Consider the following 15,916-nt stretch of genomic DNA (forward strand, 5'->3'; position numbering starts at 1 on the left):
TGTTGTTTAAAGGCTTTGGTCTATTTGTATTAAAAAATAATACTTAACGGTTTCGCCCGGTTTCAATGTGACGAGGTGTGACTTTTTTTCAATATCTTTTGGAGAATCCTCAAAATCATGATGTGAGGCCATAGGCTCAATGCACACAAACGGATATCCTGGAGGGCTCCAAATATTGACATTCGGAAAATTACCCAGAATCAAACTTATGTATGGTTTTTGGCCAGATTTGGCCAGACCAATTTTAGTGATAACTGAATCTTTGATGAAAATCCCAGTATTAGGTATCCTGTCATCATCAAATCCAAGAGTTGTCTCATTTTGTAAAAAGGGGGCTACCGAATCTTTCAGAAGACTATTTTTAATTAGTTCTCTTTGGGCAGAAAGGGATTTATAAAAAAACAACTCATGCTTTTTTCTATCATTTGGTTGACCAAGTGACAGATTAAACCCAGGATGCCCCCCAAGTGCAAAATACATGCTATGGGTATCGTCATTTCTGATGACGTATTCGTTCAAGATGGTATTATCGGTCAATTTATATCGAACTGAAATTTTGAACAAAAAGGGATAGTTTTCATGCAATATTTCTTTGTTGGGAACAAAACTTAATGTAACCTCATCATTTGATTTATGTTTTACTGTCATAAAGCGCTCTTTTAAAATTCCCATTTTCGGCATATCGTATTTGACGTTCCGAAAATAAAATTCGTTGTCCCTGAATCTGACATTTACTGGAAACATTATGGGAGCCCTGTCCGCCCAATATTCACCATTGCCCTGCCATAGGTACTCAAACTCACTGATTTTGCCTTTTATGCTTTGAAGTTCAGCCCCTTTTTTGCTTATTGATACCCTAATGGAATCATTTTCGAGCCAAAGTAACTCAGAACCTTGGCCATGGACTGTAAAGAAAAATGTCAAAAAAATAAATAAAAAAGCCAATACTTTCAGGTGTGGCATTTTACAATCCCACTTAAAAGTCTTTTTCGAATCTGTTGGTTTCACGGTGTGAATGTATTAGTTCATAATAAGAAAATCAGCATAAGGACAGGAACTGGAAGCAAAAGTAAAAAAGCGCAGACAAGCTGCGCTCCCTTAAAAAAACTAACTCAAAATCAACCTATCATATTACTTTTCACCATGTAGGTAAGCGGACATAGTCGGAAATACCTCACCGATGAGTTGCTCACTGACCTTGTCACTATGTTTGCCGGTGTACCAGCAGGTGCTATGTGGTATTTTTTCCTCTTTCAACAATGTAGAGAAATAAACTGAACCTTCGAGCAATCCGGGAGTTTCGTCCTGATAGCCACAACTCAATGCAATTTTTTTGTACTGGGTTAAATTGTTCTTGTAATTTTTCACTTTTTCTTCCAAATTCCCAAAACCAGCTACCCATTTCTCTAGGACTTCTTCTTTCTTGGAAAAGGTGCCATCGGCATTCATCGTAAACGGGAATGCAATCTTTAAGGGTTGTGAAAGATCGGGAGAGAATGCAGATCCAAAGGCAAGAATACCAAATATGCTCGTTATCTTTCGGTCATACGATTTTAATTCTTGTTGCAAGGTTTCAGAAAAATCCTCATCCCTCACATTTACCATTTTTTCGGATAAATTCTGAACCTGCACCAAGGTCGAATCGTTCTTAAACATACCATTCAATAAATTATCATTTGCCAAAACGGCAGGACTCATGGCATAGGCCACAGAAAATACCTCGGGATGCCTTAAGCTGATATTGATTGTTCCACCTCCGCCCATTGAATGTCCACTTATTCCACGAGATTCCCGTTTCGCCAAAGTTTTGTAATGGCTGTCAACATAAGTAATGACATCTCTTACAATAAAATCTTCCCAATTTCCCGAAACAGGTGAATTGGCATACATCGACCCTTCAAACAGATTATGGCCGTTGAGTTCTATTAAGATGAACTCGTGTTCTTTACTATTCTTCATATAACTGTCAAAAGCCTCCGTTTTGGGATATTCGCCAGCCTCAACGGTATAACCGTTCAAAAAATAGACAACTGGAAACAATTGATCTGAGTCTAAGTAAGACGGTGGTAAATAAACCCCAATCTTTTGCACATCTTTCGTGCCTATTAAATTATCCTTAAGTGATGGAGCCGGAATCTCCACCAGCGAATAGTTGCTTTTTTGGTCCTGTGCTACTATGCCCCCGCCTAATAGAAGCAATAAAATAACCACACATTGAATTTGACCTCGTTTTTTCATATATATATTGTATATTGATAAATTAAAACTAGTTTGAAATTTAATTGATAATTCAAAGGTCAACCCCTGTCTTTCAACTGATCTTCCCCTTTGACCAAATTTAAATTATGGATTTTGACCAAGGCTTTGATTTGCTCAATGACATCAGGGTTACTTTCGGCAACATTATATTTTTCAGATGGGTCCACTTCAAGATTGTATAGGAGTGGGGGGTCATGTTCTTCACGCATCGGTGGGCCATAGGCACCTTCCGTTATGAAATGGGCTTTGAAGGCTCCCAGCCTAACCGCATAAAGCTCATCTCCCCTGTAATAAAACACTTCTTTTCTCTCACTTGGTTTTTTTTCAAAGAGTGTTGGCCCAAGGTCATTTCCATCCATCTGTCGATCTTCGGGCAATGGCACGTTTGCCAATTTGCTGAAAGTGGTAAACAAATCCATGGTGGTGCCAATTTGGGTGACCAAACCAGGTTGGATTCGGCCTGGTCCCCAAAAAATACATGGCTCACGCATACCCCCTTCCCATGTAGATCCTTTTCCTTCCCTCAATAACCCTGCACTTCCACCTTCTTGGTTCATGATGAGCCATGGTCCGTTGTCTGAGGTGAAGACTACAATTGTATTCTTATCTAGGCCACTATTTTTTAATTCGGCCAATATTTGTCCCACCCCATGGTCAATTTCTTCAACAACATCGCCATAGAGCCCCCTATCGCTGGTGCCCAGAAAGTCCTTTGATGCGAAAAGGGGCACATGTGGAAGATTATGGGCCAAATAAAGGAAAAAAGGTTTTTCCTTGTTCTTCCTTATGAACTGTACCGCCTCTTCATTATAACGTTTTGTCAATGTGTTCTGATCAGCTGGGCGCTCCACTATCTCCGTATTGCGCATCAGTGGAACATTGAAAGTATTTATATCTTTCCTCTCTTCCGATTTCCAAAAATCAATATACCCTTGAGTTGACCTGAATGGAATAATGTTGTCCATGTCATTGCTGTAAGGAATACCAAAATAATAGTCGAACCCTTGGCTCGTTGGCAAATACTCCTCTTTATGTCCCAAATGCCATTTGCCAATGCAAGCCGTCACATAATCGACTTTTTTTAATTGTTCGGCCAAGGTTATCTCACTTTGCGGCAATCCTTTATGGGAATCGGGAAAAAGAACACGGTTCACCTTACTGGTCATTCCATTTCTGATGGGCAATCTCCCGGTCATCAATGCTGCCCTGCTGGGTGTGCATACGCTCGACCCAACATAGAAGTTCGTCCATTTTTGGCCTTCGACCGCCATTTGGTCCAGGTTTTTGGTGTGTATTGTAGGGTGCCCATATGAGCTTAAATCACCATACCCAAGGTCATCGGCAAAAATGACAACAAAGTTCGGAGGTACGTCTTCTCTCTGTGTAACTTGGTCGACATTGGCTTGTTGTCCCGTGCAGGTGCCAACCCATGACAAGAAGGCAAGTGTCAAAAACAGCTTTATGTTCATGAATCTAATCGTATTTACTTTCATCTAAATTTAATTTTTAATATTCAAGCAAGGCCTGGTAAATCCACAGAAGTCTACCAAGATAGACTTCAGTAAAGCGAAAAGGTTGGAAGAAACCTTGAGGTAGGCCGACCATTAAATTAATCTGGAATACTTTTCTTTTCATTATATATTATATTCTCGACTCCCAAAAAGAACACTGATGTTTTTAATATCCAGGATTTTGTTCCAAATTTGAATTGGCATCCAGTTCTCTTTGGGGAATCGGATAGAGCACATGAAAATCCTGGGCATTTTTCCCCCTTGCTTGGGCCCTAGAAATCATGACCCCGTGTCTTATTTGGTCTTCCCTCGCATTTCCTTCAAAGTAAAATTCCCACTCCCTTTCACTCAATATGGCATCTCTTAAGGAATCTTTGCCAAAACTTCCCAGATTCAAGGGGGTGGCACCGGCCCGGTTCCTGACCTCGTTGATCAGGTCGATGGCCTCTTGGGTGGGACCATTGAGTTCATTGAGTGCTTCTGCCCTTGTCAACAATATGTCCGCATACCTGATGACAATAATATCATTGCCAGCTGACGCTCCCACGGCATTTGGGTCAAAAGGTAATTTATAGGGGTGTGATTGATCGTTGCCCAACCCCATTACCAGTTCACCGGTTGCCGTACTCTGCCATTCGGTTATTATACGGCTGGTTCTAGTATCTGTCGCCTCAAAGGAGTTTACAAAATCATCAAATAAGTAAGTGCGTGCAGCAAATACAGAATTGTTCGGGAAAGGTCTTGGATAATCCGGTGGGAAAATCAGCGCATTCATAAACTGGCCCGCCCCAGCAGCATCTTTGGGAAGTGCCCAAATGACCTCGGCATTGCCCTCGTTCGATATTTCAAACACGTCTGAGTAATTGGGTAAAAGACTGTACAGTCCCAAATCGATAACGCCCGAGGACATGTCGGCCGCTTTTTGCCATTGCTTGGTGTTCAGGTAAAACTTTGCCAAGACCGACATGGCCACGCCTTTGGATGCTTTTCCAAAGGCCGGAGGTTGGTTGGGTAAAGTGGCTATTGCCCCCAACAGTTCCTGCTCTATAAAGGCCTGAGTCTCTTCGTCAGTTGATCGGGGCAGCAAAGGATCATCAGTAGAAGACCGATAAATCGGCACCCTACCAAAAAGCTTGTAAAGCTCCGAATAGGCCCATCCCCTTATAAAATGGGCCTCGGCTTCCGTTCTCTGCTTAAAATCATTCGAAAAAGAATCATTGTCCAGGTTGTCCAGGACCAGATTCGCATCACGAATGGAACTAAAGTACACTATCCATACAGGAATCAATTGGCCATGGTTGCTGTCCCAATTGTAATCGATCAATGATTGCCATACACTTTCAATCGACCCACCAGCGCCCCATACCTCACCGGCTGGCATGGTTCCCAAATAATAAGGGGACCAGGATTCATCATCCCCAGCCCTATGCGAATAGGCATAAGCTGCATTCAATAAGGAGCTGAGACCTTGCTCAGAGGTAAAAAGTGTTGAGGGCGAGAGCTCAGAGAACACCTCTTCCTCCAAACGTTCTTCACAGCCCAGCAGGCCAGACAGCATTATAGTGAGAGCTATTCTATAATAATAAGTTTTCATAATTATGATTTTTTTAATTGTTTGACCTAAAAATTGGCAGTAAGACCCAACATATAGGTTGTTGCCAGGGGATAACTACTATAATCGATCCTAACGTTACTTCTACCGAATGAATTAGCCTCAGGATCAAATCCCACATAATCAGTAATTGTAAACAGGTTCTGGCCGGTCACATAGACTTGAAGTGAGTTCAAAAAATCAATATTTTGAACTGGAACGTTGTACGATAGCCTGACATTTTTCAAACGCAGGTAAGATGCATCTTGAATGGTCAGGGTATTCACTTTTCCTGCACCATAGGCATTGGGGTTTACCCCTGATGGCCATTTAGCACCTGTATTTTGGGGCGTCCATCGATCCAATATTTGGTGCGCAAGTCGGTTTCTTCTGAAGTTTGCAGGATAGAGAGACTCTATCAGGTTGATATTCAATAGGTCGACACCTGCCTGACCTTGAAAAAAGAAGTCCAACGTCAAATTCTTGTAGGAAATTGAATTTTGTATACCATAGGTAAAATCAGGATATGGGGTGCCTATAATGGTCTGGTCGGTAGGCGTAATGGCCCCATCTCCATTTCTATCTTCAAAAATTGGAAAGCCTGGCTGGGCTGTGGGCTGTGGTGAATTGGCTATATCGTCACCTTCCTGAAAAATGCCGGTGACAACATATCCATAATAGGAGGCCAGGGGATCACCTTCTTGAATGATCGCCGTGTTGCCCACTGCTTGTACACTTCCCGTCACAATACTTTCAATTCGTCCCAAATCCACCACTTCATTCTTAATGGCGGAAAAATTCAATGAAGTATCCCATTTAAAATCATCGGTCACTATGTTGGTCGAGTTAAAAAGAAACTCAACCCCACTGTTCTTAACTTCGCCTACATTTGTCAATATTGATGAATAACCGGAAGCAAATGGCAATGGAAGGTCAAACAACAAATCCTTCGATTCTTTTGAAAAATAATCTAAACTACCACTGAATCTGCCCCCTGAAATACCGAAATCAAGACCGATGTTGAGTTGTTCGGTGGTTTCCCACTTAAGGTCTGGATTTGGAATACGCTGGGGGGAGACACTGCCTGAAATGGTGCCACCAAACACTACGTTGGGTCCTGTTCCAAAGGTCAGTTGCGATGCATAGTTGCCAATTTCCTGGTTACCTGTCTGACCCCAACTCGCCCGTAGCTTGAACTGGCTGAAACTATCGGGAATAAATTCTTCTTGGTCAAGTTTATAGCCCAAGGCAAAGGATGGAAAATAACCCCATTTGTTGTTCTCTCCAAACCTTGATGACCCATCCGCCCTTATTGAGGCGGTAAATAAAAATTTGTCAAAAAGGTTATAGTTCACCCTGCCTAGATATGACAACAAGGTATTTTCTTCCTTGCCACTAGAGAGTACATCCGTATTGGTGTCGCCCAGTGCCAAATTGTTAGTTTTGATATCATCTGTCGGAAAACCGCTGATATTACCGGAAAAGAACCGCGAACTGAACTTTTGAAAGGTGATACCACCCAATACCGTAAGTGCATGGTCTTCGTTAAAAGCTTTGTCATAGGTCATCGTGTACTCGAACAGATAGTTGGAGCGTTCCAATACGTTGATGTTCGCGATACCGCCAGCGGCACCGCCACGAATGGTCTGGGTGGTATTGTAAATGTCACGTCTCGATGTTTGTCTGTCGGTCCCGAAATTGAACTTGCCTGAAAGATCTTCAGTGAAATCGTAGTTCAAAAAAGCACTTCCGAATGTTCTATTGGTCTCGCTCTCGCTAATGATGGCATTTATCAAGGTAACTGGATTGTTGACAGTCAGATTCGCCGACTGGCTAAAAGTACCATCGTCATTAAATATGGTCTCCGTAGGATCATATAACAATGAAGAATAAATAGGCCCTGCTTGCTCATTGGTATTGACGCCATCGACATTGTTGTTGTCCTTGACCAAACTTGTGTTGAAGTTTAGGCCTATCTGGGTCTTGTTCCCAATTTTTGTCTCAAGGTTTATTCTTCCGGTATATCTTTTTATCCCCGTATTTTTTACAACACCTTCTTGATCAAAATAGTTGAATGAGGCATAATAGTTTGTGTTTTCGCTGCCCCCGCTCACAGCCAGGTTGTGATTGGTCAAAGGAGCCGAGCGAAAGACTTCATCTTGCCAATCGGTCCCCCTGCCGATTCTTGAAATATCCTCATTGTTGAAAACCACTGCGTTTCCTTGTGCAATTGACAAGTCGTTTATGGCATCTATGTATTGTGAGGTGGAAAGCACATCGATTTTTTCAGCGACCGATTGGATACCTGCATATACATCATACGTGACATTTACCTTGCCTTTGCTTCCCTTCTTGGTAGTGATCAAAATTACCCCATTTGCCCCTCTTGAACCGTAAATTGCCGTTGCTGAGGCATCCTTTAAAATCTCTATCGATTCCACATCAGCTGGATTCAGGGAATTCAAGGGATTCCTAGGGCTCAGGTTTTGACCTACTTCGGCCACCCCGCCAGAACCAAGGTTGGGGCTGTTGTCAATCGGGAACCCATCTATTACATACAAAGGCTCGTTACTGGCATTCAAAGAGTTGGAGCCCCTGATCCTAATTGCCAACCCACCTCCAGGGGCTGAACTGGCTTGGTTTATCTGTACCCCAGCAGCCCTACCTAGCATCATTTGGTCCACGGATACGTTCGCCCCCGGGTTCATGTCGTCTTGACCCAATGACGCCACGGACCCAGTTAAGTCACTTTTCTTCTGCGTTCCATAGCCGACAACCACGATTTCATCAAGGACGGCAGTACTTTCCTGCAAAACAATGTTCAAAACCGATTGTCCGTTGACAGGGATTTCTTTCGTAGTGAACCCGATATAGGATACGGTCAATATGACATCACCGTCAGTTACCTTGATCGAAAAATTTCCATCAAAATCGGTTTGGGTGCCGTTCGTGGTTCCCTTTTCGATGATATTTGCTCCTGCCAAAGGAACTCCTGAATCATCCAAAACCGTTCCGCTGACCGTAAAATCTTGAAAAAAAACGGCGTCGGTGTTTGGTATATGATAGGTTTGATCTTTAAAGACTGTTACTTGTCTGCCAATAATATTGTAACCTAGACCGTACGATTCTAATAAAGAGTCAAGAACGTTAGGTAAGGTTATATTGTTTTTCTTGAGAGTAATTGAATTATCATTGGGCAAAATACCATCTTTGTAAAAAAAGATGTACTCGCTTTCATCCTGTAACTGGTTGAATAGTGTCTCTAAACTTACATTTTTAAGGTCAAGATTAAACTTGGTCTGTGAGTAAGAGTGGTTTGCATAGAGAGCGGTTAACCCCAATAATATGTAACAAAGAAAGGACCTCATTATTTTTATTGAAATGGATTGACCATTTAATTTGCCTAGAACATGGGCAATACTTAAGTAATTATTCATAATTTTAGAGTTCAGTTTAGTTATTACTTCGGTAATACATTTTACCGGCAGATGCGCCAACATCTGTCGGTTTTCATTTCATTCTGTATATTTTATTTCATAGGCACTGTATCTTTTAAATTTAACTTGGTGGAGGCCAGTATGATTTTGTCGGTTTGATATTCCGCAAAAAAGTTAGATGCTTCTCCTATAGTTTGTATGACTTGCCCCAGATTTTCCTTTAAGTCAAGTTTTCCAGAAAATGTTTCTGTTTTTAAATGATTTTCCTTTATGAAAATTTCCACACCATAATATCTCGACAATTTTGTGGTGATATATTCCAAATCACGGTTTTTCAGATTTAGGAAGCCTTCTCTCCACCCAAAATATTCATCAATGTTCACATCGTGCATTTCTATTTCTTTGGTTTTGGTATTATAGCCAGCCATTGTGCCCGGGGCCATCTTAAAAGACTTTTCGTCATCATGGTCATAGGTCACCAAAACACTGCCGCTCTTAAGAACTGTACTAGCCATTTCATCATCGGGATAAGTGCTGACATTGAAAACGGTTCCCAATACATTGATCTCCTGATTGGTCGAGATCACCCGAAAGGGTTTTGATGGGTTATGTGCAACTTCGAATATGGCCTCACCTTCGAGAAAGACCTCCCGCTCCTTATCCCTGAAAAACGCAGGGTAGATAAGCCTAGACCCTGAATTTATCCATATTTTCGTTCCATCAGAAAGGGTCACGTCGGTACGTTTTCCAAAGGGCACCAGTATCGTGTTGAATACAGGTTTTTTTTCATCTTCTATAGTTTGTCTATATTTTTCACCTGTTCCCACGTGCAGATCTTTTCCCGTTGACGAGTACCTTAATGTGTTGTTCTTTTCATTTAGTTGAATTTTTTCTCTCTCTCCGAGCACCACGATTACTTGGCTGCTACTGCCAAAGTCAACAATTGATTTATTTTCATCAATATAATCCTGCAATGACTGTTCGCTAGATTTGTCAAAAACGGTAAAAACAGCAAACAACAGCGCTATCGATGCCGCCGCACCGTACAACAACGTTGCCCTTCGTTGCCTTTTTGCATTTTTTCTTAGAAGTTTGGCCGATCTTATAATACGGCTCTTAAGCTTTGTCCGCTCTAAGTCGGAAAGTGGTTCGTTCTCGCTAAAGTTCATACTTTATTTGTAATTATGGGGTAAATGGAACTTACCGTCCATATATAAGAGGGCAGTTTTTGATATTTATAGACAAAAAAAAACGCTTTTTTAAAAGAACAATGTTAAGGCCGTGTCGCGGATCGTTTTTAACGTTCTGTAAACCAGCGTTCTGGCAGAAGCAACAGAAAGTCCCAAATCTCCGGCGATCTGTTGATATGTCTTTTCTTGGGCGAAACGAAGTCGAAGTATCTTTCGTTGATGATCCGTTAAATTAACCATTATTTTTTTTAGCCTCTTTGACAGTTCATTTTCTTTTTCATCTTCGATCATTTCTTCCTCATGTGAAATAACCGTCAGGCCTGCAGTAGAGTAACTATTGTTAAAGGTTTCCAATTCGCTCTCCAAACTCTTGATCTTATGGTCGCTTTGCTTAATGAGTTTTCTTTTAAGGGACATTATCAAATAGGCCTCTATGTTTTTGACATCCGATAATTTCTTGTGGTATCTATAAAGGTCTAGAAAAAGATTGTGGATTTCATCTTGAACTTTAGCTCTATCTCCACTGATTTTGTACCCATAGGCAAAAAGTTTGTCAACGTAAAGGTCATATAGAGACCCCAAAGATGCCAAACAGCCTTTCTTCAGATCTTTCCAGAGCAGTTTCTCTATAGAGTCTAGTACTTGGTCTATTTTTTTTTCTCTTCCCATTGATACCGTAATCCAAATGGTATGGCAAATTTGCCGATTGACAAAATCATAATTAGTAAATGGAATATTATCATGTCCCATTATTGAAATTATCGCAACTAATGTATAAAAAAAATAAAGAATTGATAACAATGATAAATTTTTTTACAAATTAACTTTTTAATGATATGAGAAGTTGGGTGCCCAGCTCAAAAGGGCTAAGAGTGTCAAGAAAACAAAAAATGATGTCTATAAAAAAAGGGTTTTCATCTCTTACTAAAAATGGGCGACCAACAAGTTAAAACTCTGCAGACATGAAAAGTCATCTTAAAAAAATAGGTCAAGGAACGACTAGGTTGTTGCTTATGGTTGCCATCTTATTGGTTTTTCTTATGTGTAAGGTGATGTTTTCTCAGCAAAGCCCGAATATAGTTTGGATAGTATGCGAGGATATTTCCCCTTTTTTGGAAGTATATGGCGATTCAATTGCGAAAACCCCTAACATAAATGCTCTGGCTCAAGATGCGGTTGTTTTTACAAAAGCATATACCACGTCCGGGGTATGCGCACCTAGTAGATCATCCATTATTACCGGCATGCATGCAATTTCTATAGGCACACAACACATGCGCACCCTTTCTAACTCAACAATTTTTATGCCGGAAGGCCTGCCAAGCTATTCAGCCGTTTTGCCGGACAATGTAAAGGCTTTTCCTGAATATCTAAGGGCACGGGGCTATTATACGACAAACAACTATAAAGAAGATTATCAGTTTGAAGTGCCGGTTACAGTTTGGGATGACAGTAGCCCAGCGGCTTCTTATGAATATAGGCCTAAAAACGTTCCGTTCTTCAGTGTGTTCAACTTGGCTGTCACACACGAATCAAAGTTGATGGCGTCGCCAGACAGCATTTTTTTCGACCCCAATGACATGAAGTTGCCTCCATATTACGTCGATACCGAAACTGTGCGCAAAGATATGGCAGTTCTCTATACCCGTATCGAACAAATGGATCAGGCTGTGGGCGAGATTGTTGACAAGTTAAAAAAAGATCAAGTCTATGATGACTCTTATGTGATATTTTTTAGCGATCATGGTGGATGCATGCCTTGGACCAAGCGGGAAATTCTTGAAAGGGGGACGCATATACCTTTAATCATTAAATTTCCCAAAAACCGTTTTTCCGGCACCAAAGACGATAGGTTGATCAGTGCAGTGGACTTGGCACCAACAATGCTTTCCATAGCGGGTATCAAGCCTCCCGACCATCTTCAGGGAACCGCTTTTCTGGGGGCATACAAATCTTCGGAAGGAAGAAAGTATGTCTTTGCGGCGAGAGACCGTATGGCAAATAAATATGATAGGGTACGGTCTGTGAGCGACGGTGACTTCAGGTATGTGTACAACTTTATGCCAGAACTCCCCAAATACCAAGACCTGCAATACAGAAAGGGCATACCCACGATGAAAGAAATATTGGAACTCTATAAAGAGGGAAATTTAGATAACCCCTATCTGTTGGACTGGTTTGCCGGAAATAAACCTTCCGAAGAACTCTATCACACGAAAATGGATCCCAATGAGTTGTTAAATATTGCGGAAGAGCCCCAATATGCGGCAAAAAAGAAAGAACTTAAAGAAACTCTTTTTGATTGGATAACAAAAGTGGGCGACCTATCCTCGGTCGGCGAAAAAGAGATGGTATTCAACAATTGGTGGAAAAACACAAAGGAACCTCCTAAAACATCTCCCCCGAAAATAATAGGTAACAAAAATGGGGTTACTATAGAATGTGCTACTAAAGGAGCTTCGATCGGTTATCGCATAGTTGACCAAGGTGACCTCCTTGACGCGAAATCAAGGCGTAGGGCCAAAAGTTGGGATTTTGGTTTTACAATCGACCAAGAAAAGACCATTGAACTTGTTGATGTGCACAAGCCATGGAAGATCTACCTAGGAGAAACCATTAATTTGGAAAAGGGACAGACACTTATCATCAATGCCCATAGAATCGGGTATTTGCCCAATGAAGTGACCTATACATATTAGAATTTTAACAAAAATTATATAAATCAATTTAACTATGAAGAAAATCAATCGCTTATTTTTTGGAACGGCATTTTTGTCATTGCTATTGTTCGCCTCCTGCTCGGACACATCTTTTGAGGAAGAAAACCTGAATGCTTCCAAAAACCTAACCGAGTCGGATAAAGTATCGCTGTTCGGCAACATGTCCGAAGACATTCAATTTGATGGTTACTACGTAGGGGCGGACACCTTACTTTTTGATTATCGGACCACCAGTATTCTGGATGTGCCCCCAGTATACCCAGAAACAATCACAAACGACGAACCCATATGGTTTATCAACGGTGCCGGCAACGATGTGACAAGACAGTTCAAAAGCATGCTTGAAATTGCAGAATTTACAGGTCGCCCCGTTGTTGGCATACACAATGGCACCAAAGGAGGAAAACTGGATGCTCTTGAAATCATCTTGCCCACCAACGAGGTCGTGGAGGCCGCTATTGAAAAGAGTGTGCTCGAAATCATTGATACAGAGACCAGGGTACTTTTGTTGGGACACAGTCAGGGGGCCTTTCACTTGGCCAGATCACTACGTTCGCTGGAAAACCAGCTTTCGAACAGCCAATTGGGCCAACTCATGGTAGAAACATCGGGTGGTGCAGGTATGTGGTTCCCCCGAGGCCCCCAATATGTCCATTATGCCAACGAAGGTGACCCAGCCCCAAAGTTGCACGGAGTGCTCACCCCGGGCGCATTACCTGGAAATAGAAGCGTTATCTTGATTTTTGATGACGAATGGTATGATATCCCACCTGAGATTGACACCCCTTTTACACGAGTACATGCCCAAATCGTTTATTTGCGGAATCGACTGACTTTTGCCGAGGCTCGGACCTATGCCCCTTTGTTCGGCAGCAAAAAGATCAACTTGGATAATCTATAAATAACAAAAAATGAAAAAATCAAGAAGTTCTATTACTTCAATTGCCATAACTCTACTAAGCACGATGTTTTGTTTTGGCCAGGGAAAAGTTTTGGAAGGACAGTCGGTAAAAAGCGCCATTTTGGGCAAAGAGGTTGATTATACCGTTTATTTGCCAACCGGTTATGATGACTCTACAAGAAGCTACCCTGTAATCTATCTTTTGCACGGTTATGGGGGTGATGAAAATGTTTGGGTACAATATGGGCTTATAGACCATTTCATGGATTCTGCCATTGAGAAGGCACAAATCCCTCCTTCAATTGTAATAATGCCTGATGGAGGGCAGTATTTTTACATCAATGATTTCCAAGGCAATTCAAGGTTTGAAGATATGTTCTTTCAAGAATTTATACCAATGGTCGAAAAAACCTATAGGATTAAAAAGACAAAGGAACACCGGGCCGTTGTAGGCAATTCAATGGGTGGCTATGGCGCCTTTTTGTATGGGGTGAAACACCATGATATGTTCGGTACCTGTGTGCCACTCAGTGCGGCAATTATTTCAATGGATGATCCAATGACCAAAAACCCCATGTGGAAAGGACTGGCTAAAAACCTTTATGGGATGGATGTAGATTCTGAAAACCCGGATACTAGCCATTGGGATGCCAACAACCCCATGAAATTGATTAATACAATAGCAAAGGATAACCTGAAATTAAGACTTTACTTTAACATCGGCGATGATGATTTTCTATATACAGGTAATGCCGCGGCCCATGTCTCATTACGAAACATGAAAATAGACCATGAGTTCCGCATCATTGATGGTGGGCATGATTGGACATTTTGGCGGTCCTCTATCCCCGATTTTCTAAAATATATAGGGCTGGGCTTTATGAGACAGTGAACTTAAAACAGGGAGAGAGCCAAGCCCCATGCGGGCAGGCACTATGCGTAATCTTCATTTCCCGTTATATTGGAAAAACAACGCGCCTTGCCCTAGGGGTTTGGTCTCTATTCCCTTTCGCTTTGGACTTACTACATTTGACTGGACATTGAGAAAAGAGCATGTTGACTGTTTGAATTAACTTTGAAAACATGTCAAAACAAAAAAGAGAGTACACAATGGAGTTCAAGCAAAAGGCTGTCGAACTGAGCCATGCAAGGGGCAATGCAGCAGAGGTATGTAGGGAACTTGGGCTGAACCCCTCGGTATTGGGACGCTGGCGCAGGGAGGCCAAAAAAAATGGGGAGAACAGTTTTTTCCCGGAAAGGGGAACCCCAAGCTTACTGATGAACAAAGGGAGATAAACCTAGCTCAAGAAAAAACTGAGGAGCGTGGAGATCGAGCGCGATATCCTAAAAAAGGCAATAGCCATCTTCTCCTAGGGCGACAGGAAAAATATAGGTTCATAAAACACCACAGGTTCAAATTTCCTGTCGGGAAGATGTGCAAAATGTTCAAGATAAGCAAAAGTGGGTATTACAATTGGTTGAACCGGGCCTTCCAGAAGATGGTTGGAGAACGAGGCCCTGACGGTGGCCATACATGGTATTTTCAAGGACAGCTTTGGGAGTTACGGGGCACCAAGGATCCAGGATGAGCTCTTGAAAAGGGGATATGGGGCCTCAAGACCGAGGGAGGCCAGGATAGTGAGGGCCAACAGGCTTTTCGCCAAAAGAAAGAGAAAGTTCAGGGTCACCACGGACAGCAGACACGATTATCCGATAGCGCCCAATATATTGGACCGTGACTTTACGGTACACAGGAAAAACCAGGTATGGGTATCCGACATGACCCGCATAAGGACCGGTGAGGGATGGATGTACCTGACGGTGATCATGGACCCGTTCCAACGAAAGGTCGTTGGAAGGTCGATGGGCAAGACCTTGGGGACTGCCGACACCATAATTCCCGCTTGGAAGATGGCGATAAGGTCGAACAATACCACGGACAGGCTTATTTTCCATTCCGATAGGAACTCACAATATGCCAGTTACGAGTTTGCCGATATCCTTAAAGAGCATAATGGTCCAGTGGTACAATCAATGAGCCGAAAAGGGAACTGCTGGGACAAGGCAGTGGCGGAATCCTTCTTCAAGAGCTTGAAGGTCGAATGGGTGTACCATCAAAACTATAGCTTCAGGTCCGAAGCGGAACTATCGATATTCGAGTGGATAGAGACCTGGTACAATAGAAGCAGGACACACTCGACATTGGACTATAAAACAATAGAGGAATTTGAAAACGAAATGTATAACCAAAAATCAGAGGCATCAGAGGCATGACTCTTAACTGGTTGTCCATTTTTTTGTTGCAAG

The 15,916-nt window shown here is 42.0% G+C and carries 11 protein-coding genes and 1 pseudogene; 5 read left to right on the forward strand and 7 right to left on the reverse strand.

What is annotated here, in order from left to right; genetic code table 11:
- Window positions 1-6: 6 nt before the first annotated feature.
- The 7 genes from D2V05_RS07765 to D2V05_RS07795 all read right to left on the reverse strand — a co-directional run bounded on the left by D2V05_RS07765 (window position 7) and on the right by D2V05_RS07795 (window position 10,657).
- Entirely contained in the window at window positions 7-1,008 is a 1,002-nt protein-coding gene (locus tag D2V05_RS07765) for an aldose epimerase family protein (RefSeq protein ID WP_147378248.1), read from the reverse strand.
- 123 nt (window positions 1,009-1,131) lie between these two features.
- A complete protein-coding gene (locus D2V05_RS07770) occupies window positions 1,132-2,238 on the reverse strand; it encodes an alpha/beta hydrolase (protein ID WP_051947140.1) in 1,107 nt (368 codons plus the stop codon).
- A 59-nt stretch (window positions 2,239-2,297) separates the two neighbouring features.
- Entirely contained in the window at window positions 2,298-3,752 is a 1,455-nt protein-coding gene (locus tag D2V05_RS07775) for a sulfatase family protein (RefSeq protein WP_036379415.1), read from the reverse strand.
- Window positions 3,753-3,936: 184 nt separating this feature from the next.
- Entirely contained in the window at window positions 3,937-5,364 is a 1,428-nt protein-coding gene (locus tag D2V05_RS07780) for a RagB/SusD family nutrient uptake outer membrane protein (RefSeq protein ID WP_036379417.1), read from the reverse strand.
- A gap of 26 nt (window positions 5,365-5,390) precedes the next feature.
- The gene (locus tag D2V05_RS07785) at window positions 5,391-8,729 is read right to left on the reverse strand and encodes a TonB-dependent receptor (protein WP_163634978.1); all 3,339 of its coding nucleotides are present in this window, start codon (window positions 8,727-8,729) and stop codon (window positions 5,391-5,393) included.
- Window positions 8,730-8,890: 161 nt separating this feature from the next.
- Entirely contained in the window at window positions 8,891-9,772 is an 882-nt protein-coding gene (locus tag D2V05_RS07790) for a FecR family protein (RefSeq protein ID WP_163634979.1), read from the reverse strand.
- Window positions 9,773-10,057: 285 nt separating this feature from the next.
- Window positions 10,058-10,657, reverse strand: coding sequence for an RNA polymerase sigma factor (locus tag D2V05_RS07795; protein WP_163634980.1), 600 nt, complete (start codon window positions 10,655-10,657; stop codon window positions 10,058-10,060).
- A 383-nt stretch (window positions 10,658-11,040) separates the two neighbouring features.
- Here D2V05_RS07795 and D2V05_RS07800 point away from each other — a divergent pair, with 383 nt between their 5' ends.
- From D2V05_RS07800 to D2V05_RS19965, 5 genes and pseudogenes are all read left to right on the forward strand, one after another.
- Entirely contained in the window at window positions 11,041-12,687 is a 1,647-nt protein-coding gene (locus tag D2V05_RS07800) for a sulfatase family protein (protein WP_051947143.1), read from the forward strand.
- Window positions 12,688-12,721: 34 nt separating this feature from the next.
- Window positions 12,722-13,609: a hypothetical protein gene (locus tag D2V05_RS07805; RefSeq protein ID WP_036379423.1), complete on the forward strand. Its 888-nt coding sequence runs from the start codon at window positions 12,722-12,724 to the stop codon at window positions 13,607-13,609.
- A gap of 10 nt (window positions 13,610-13,619) precedes the next feature.
- A complete protein-coding gene (locus D2V05_RS07810; protein ID WP_036379425.1) occupies window positions 13,620-14,501 on the forward strand; it encodes an alpha/beta hydrolase in 882 nt (293 codons plus the stop codon).
- A 191-nt stretch (window positions 14,502-14,692) separates the two neighbouring features.
- Window positions 14,693-14,905, forward strand: a complete 213-nt coding sequence (locus D2V05_RS19960; RefSeq protein WP_220123573.1) for a transposase — start codon at window positions 14,693-14,695, stop codon at window positions 14,903-14,905.
- A gap of 204 nt (window positions 14,906-15,109) precedes the next feature.
- A pseudogene (locus tag D2V05_RS19965) lies at window positions 15,110-15,883 on the forward strand (IS3 family transposase); the annotation flags it as partial.
- Window positions 15,884-15,916: the final 33 nt, after the last annotated feature.

It is taken from the genome of Flagellimonas pelagia (assembly GCF_003584135.1).
GTDB lineage: Bacteria > Bacteroidota > Bacteroidia > Flavobacteriales > Flavobacteriaceae > Flagellimonas > Flagellimonas pelagia.

Coding starts and splice junctions, on each gene's coding strand:
- D2V05_RS07770 (WP_051947140.1), bottom strand. CDS start 2,238: ATGAAAAAACGAGGTCAAATTCAATGTGTGGTTATTTTATTGCTTCTA.
- D2V05_RS07775 (WP_036379415.1), bottom strand. CDS start 3,752: ATGAAAGTAAATACGATTAGATTCATGAACATAAAGCTGTTTTTGACA.
- D2V05_RS07780 (WP_036379417.1), bottom strand. CDS start 5,364: ATGAAAACTTATTATTATAGAATAGCTCTCACTATAATGCTGTCTGGC.
- D2V05_RS07785 (WP_163634978.1), bottom strand. CDS start 8,729: ATGAGGTCCTTTCTTTGTTACATATTATTGGGGTTAACCGCTCTCTAT.
- D2V05_RS07795 (WP_163634980.1), bottom strand. CDS start 10,657: ATGGGAAGAGAAAAAAAAATAGACCAAGTACTAGACTCTATAGAGAAA.
- D2V05_RS07800 (WP_051947143.1), top strand. CDS start 11,041: ATGTTTTCTCAGCAAAGCCCGAATATAGTTTGGATAGTATGCGAGGAT.
- D2V05_RS07805 (WP_036379423.1), top strand. CDS start 12,722: ATGAAGAAAATCAATCGCTTATTTTTTGGAACGGCATTTTTGTCATTG.
- D2V05_RS07810 (WP_036379425.1), top strand. CDS start 13,620: ATGAAAAAATCAAGAAGTTCTATTACTTCAATTGCCATAACTCTACTA.
- D2V05_RS19960 (WP_220123573.1), top strand. CDS start 14,693: ATGTCAAAACAAAAAAGAGAGTACACAATGGAGTTCAAGCAAAAGGCT.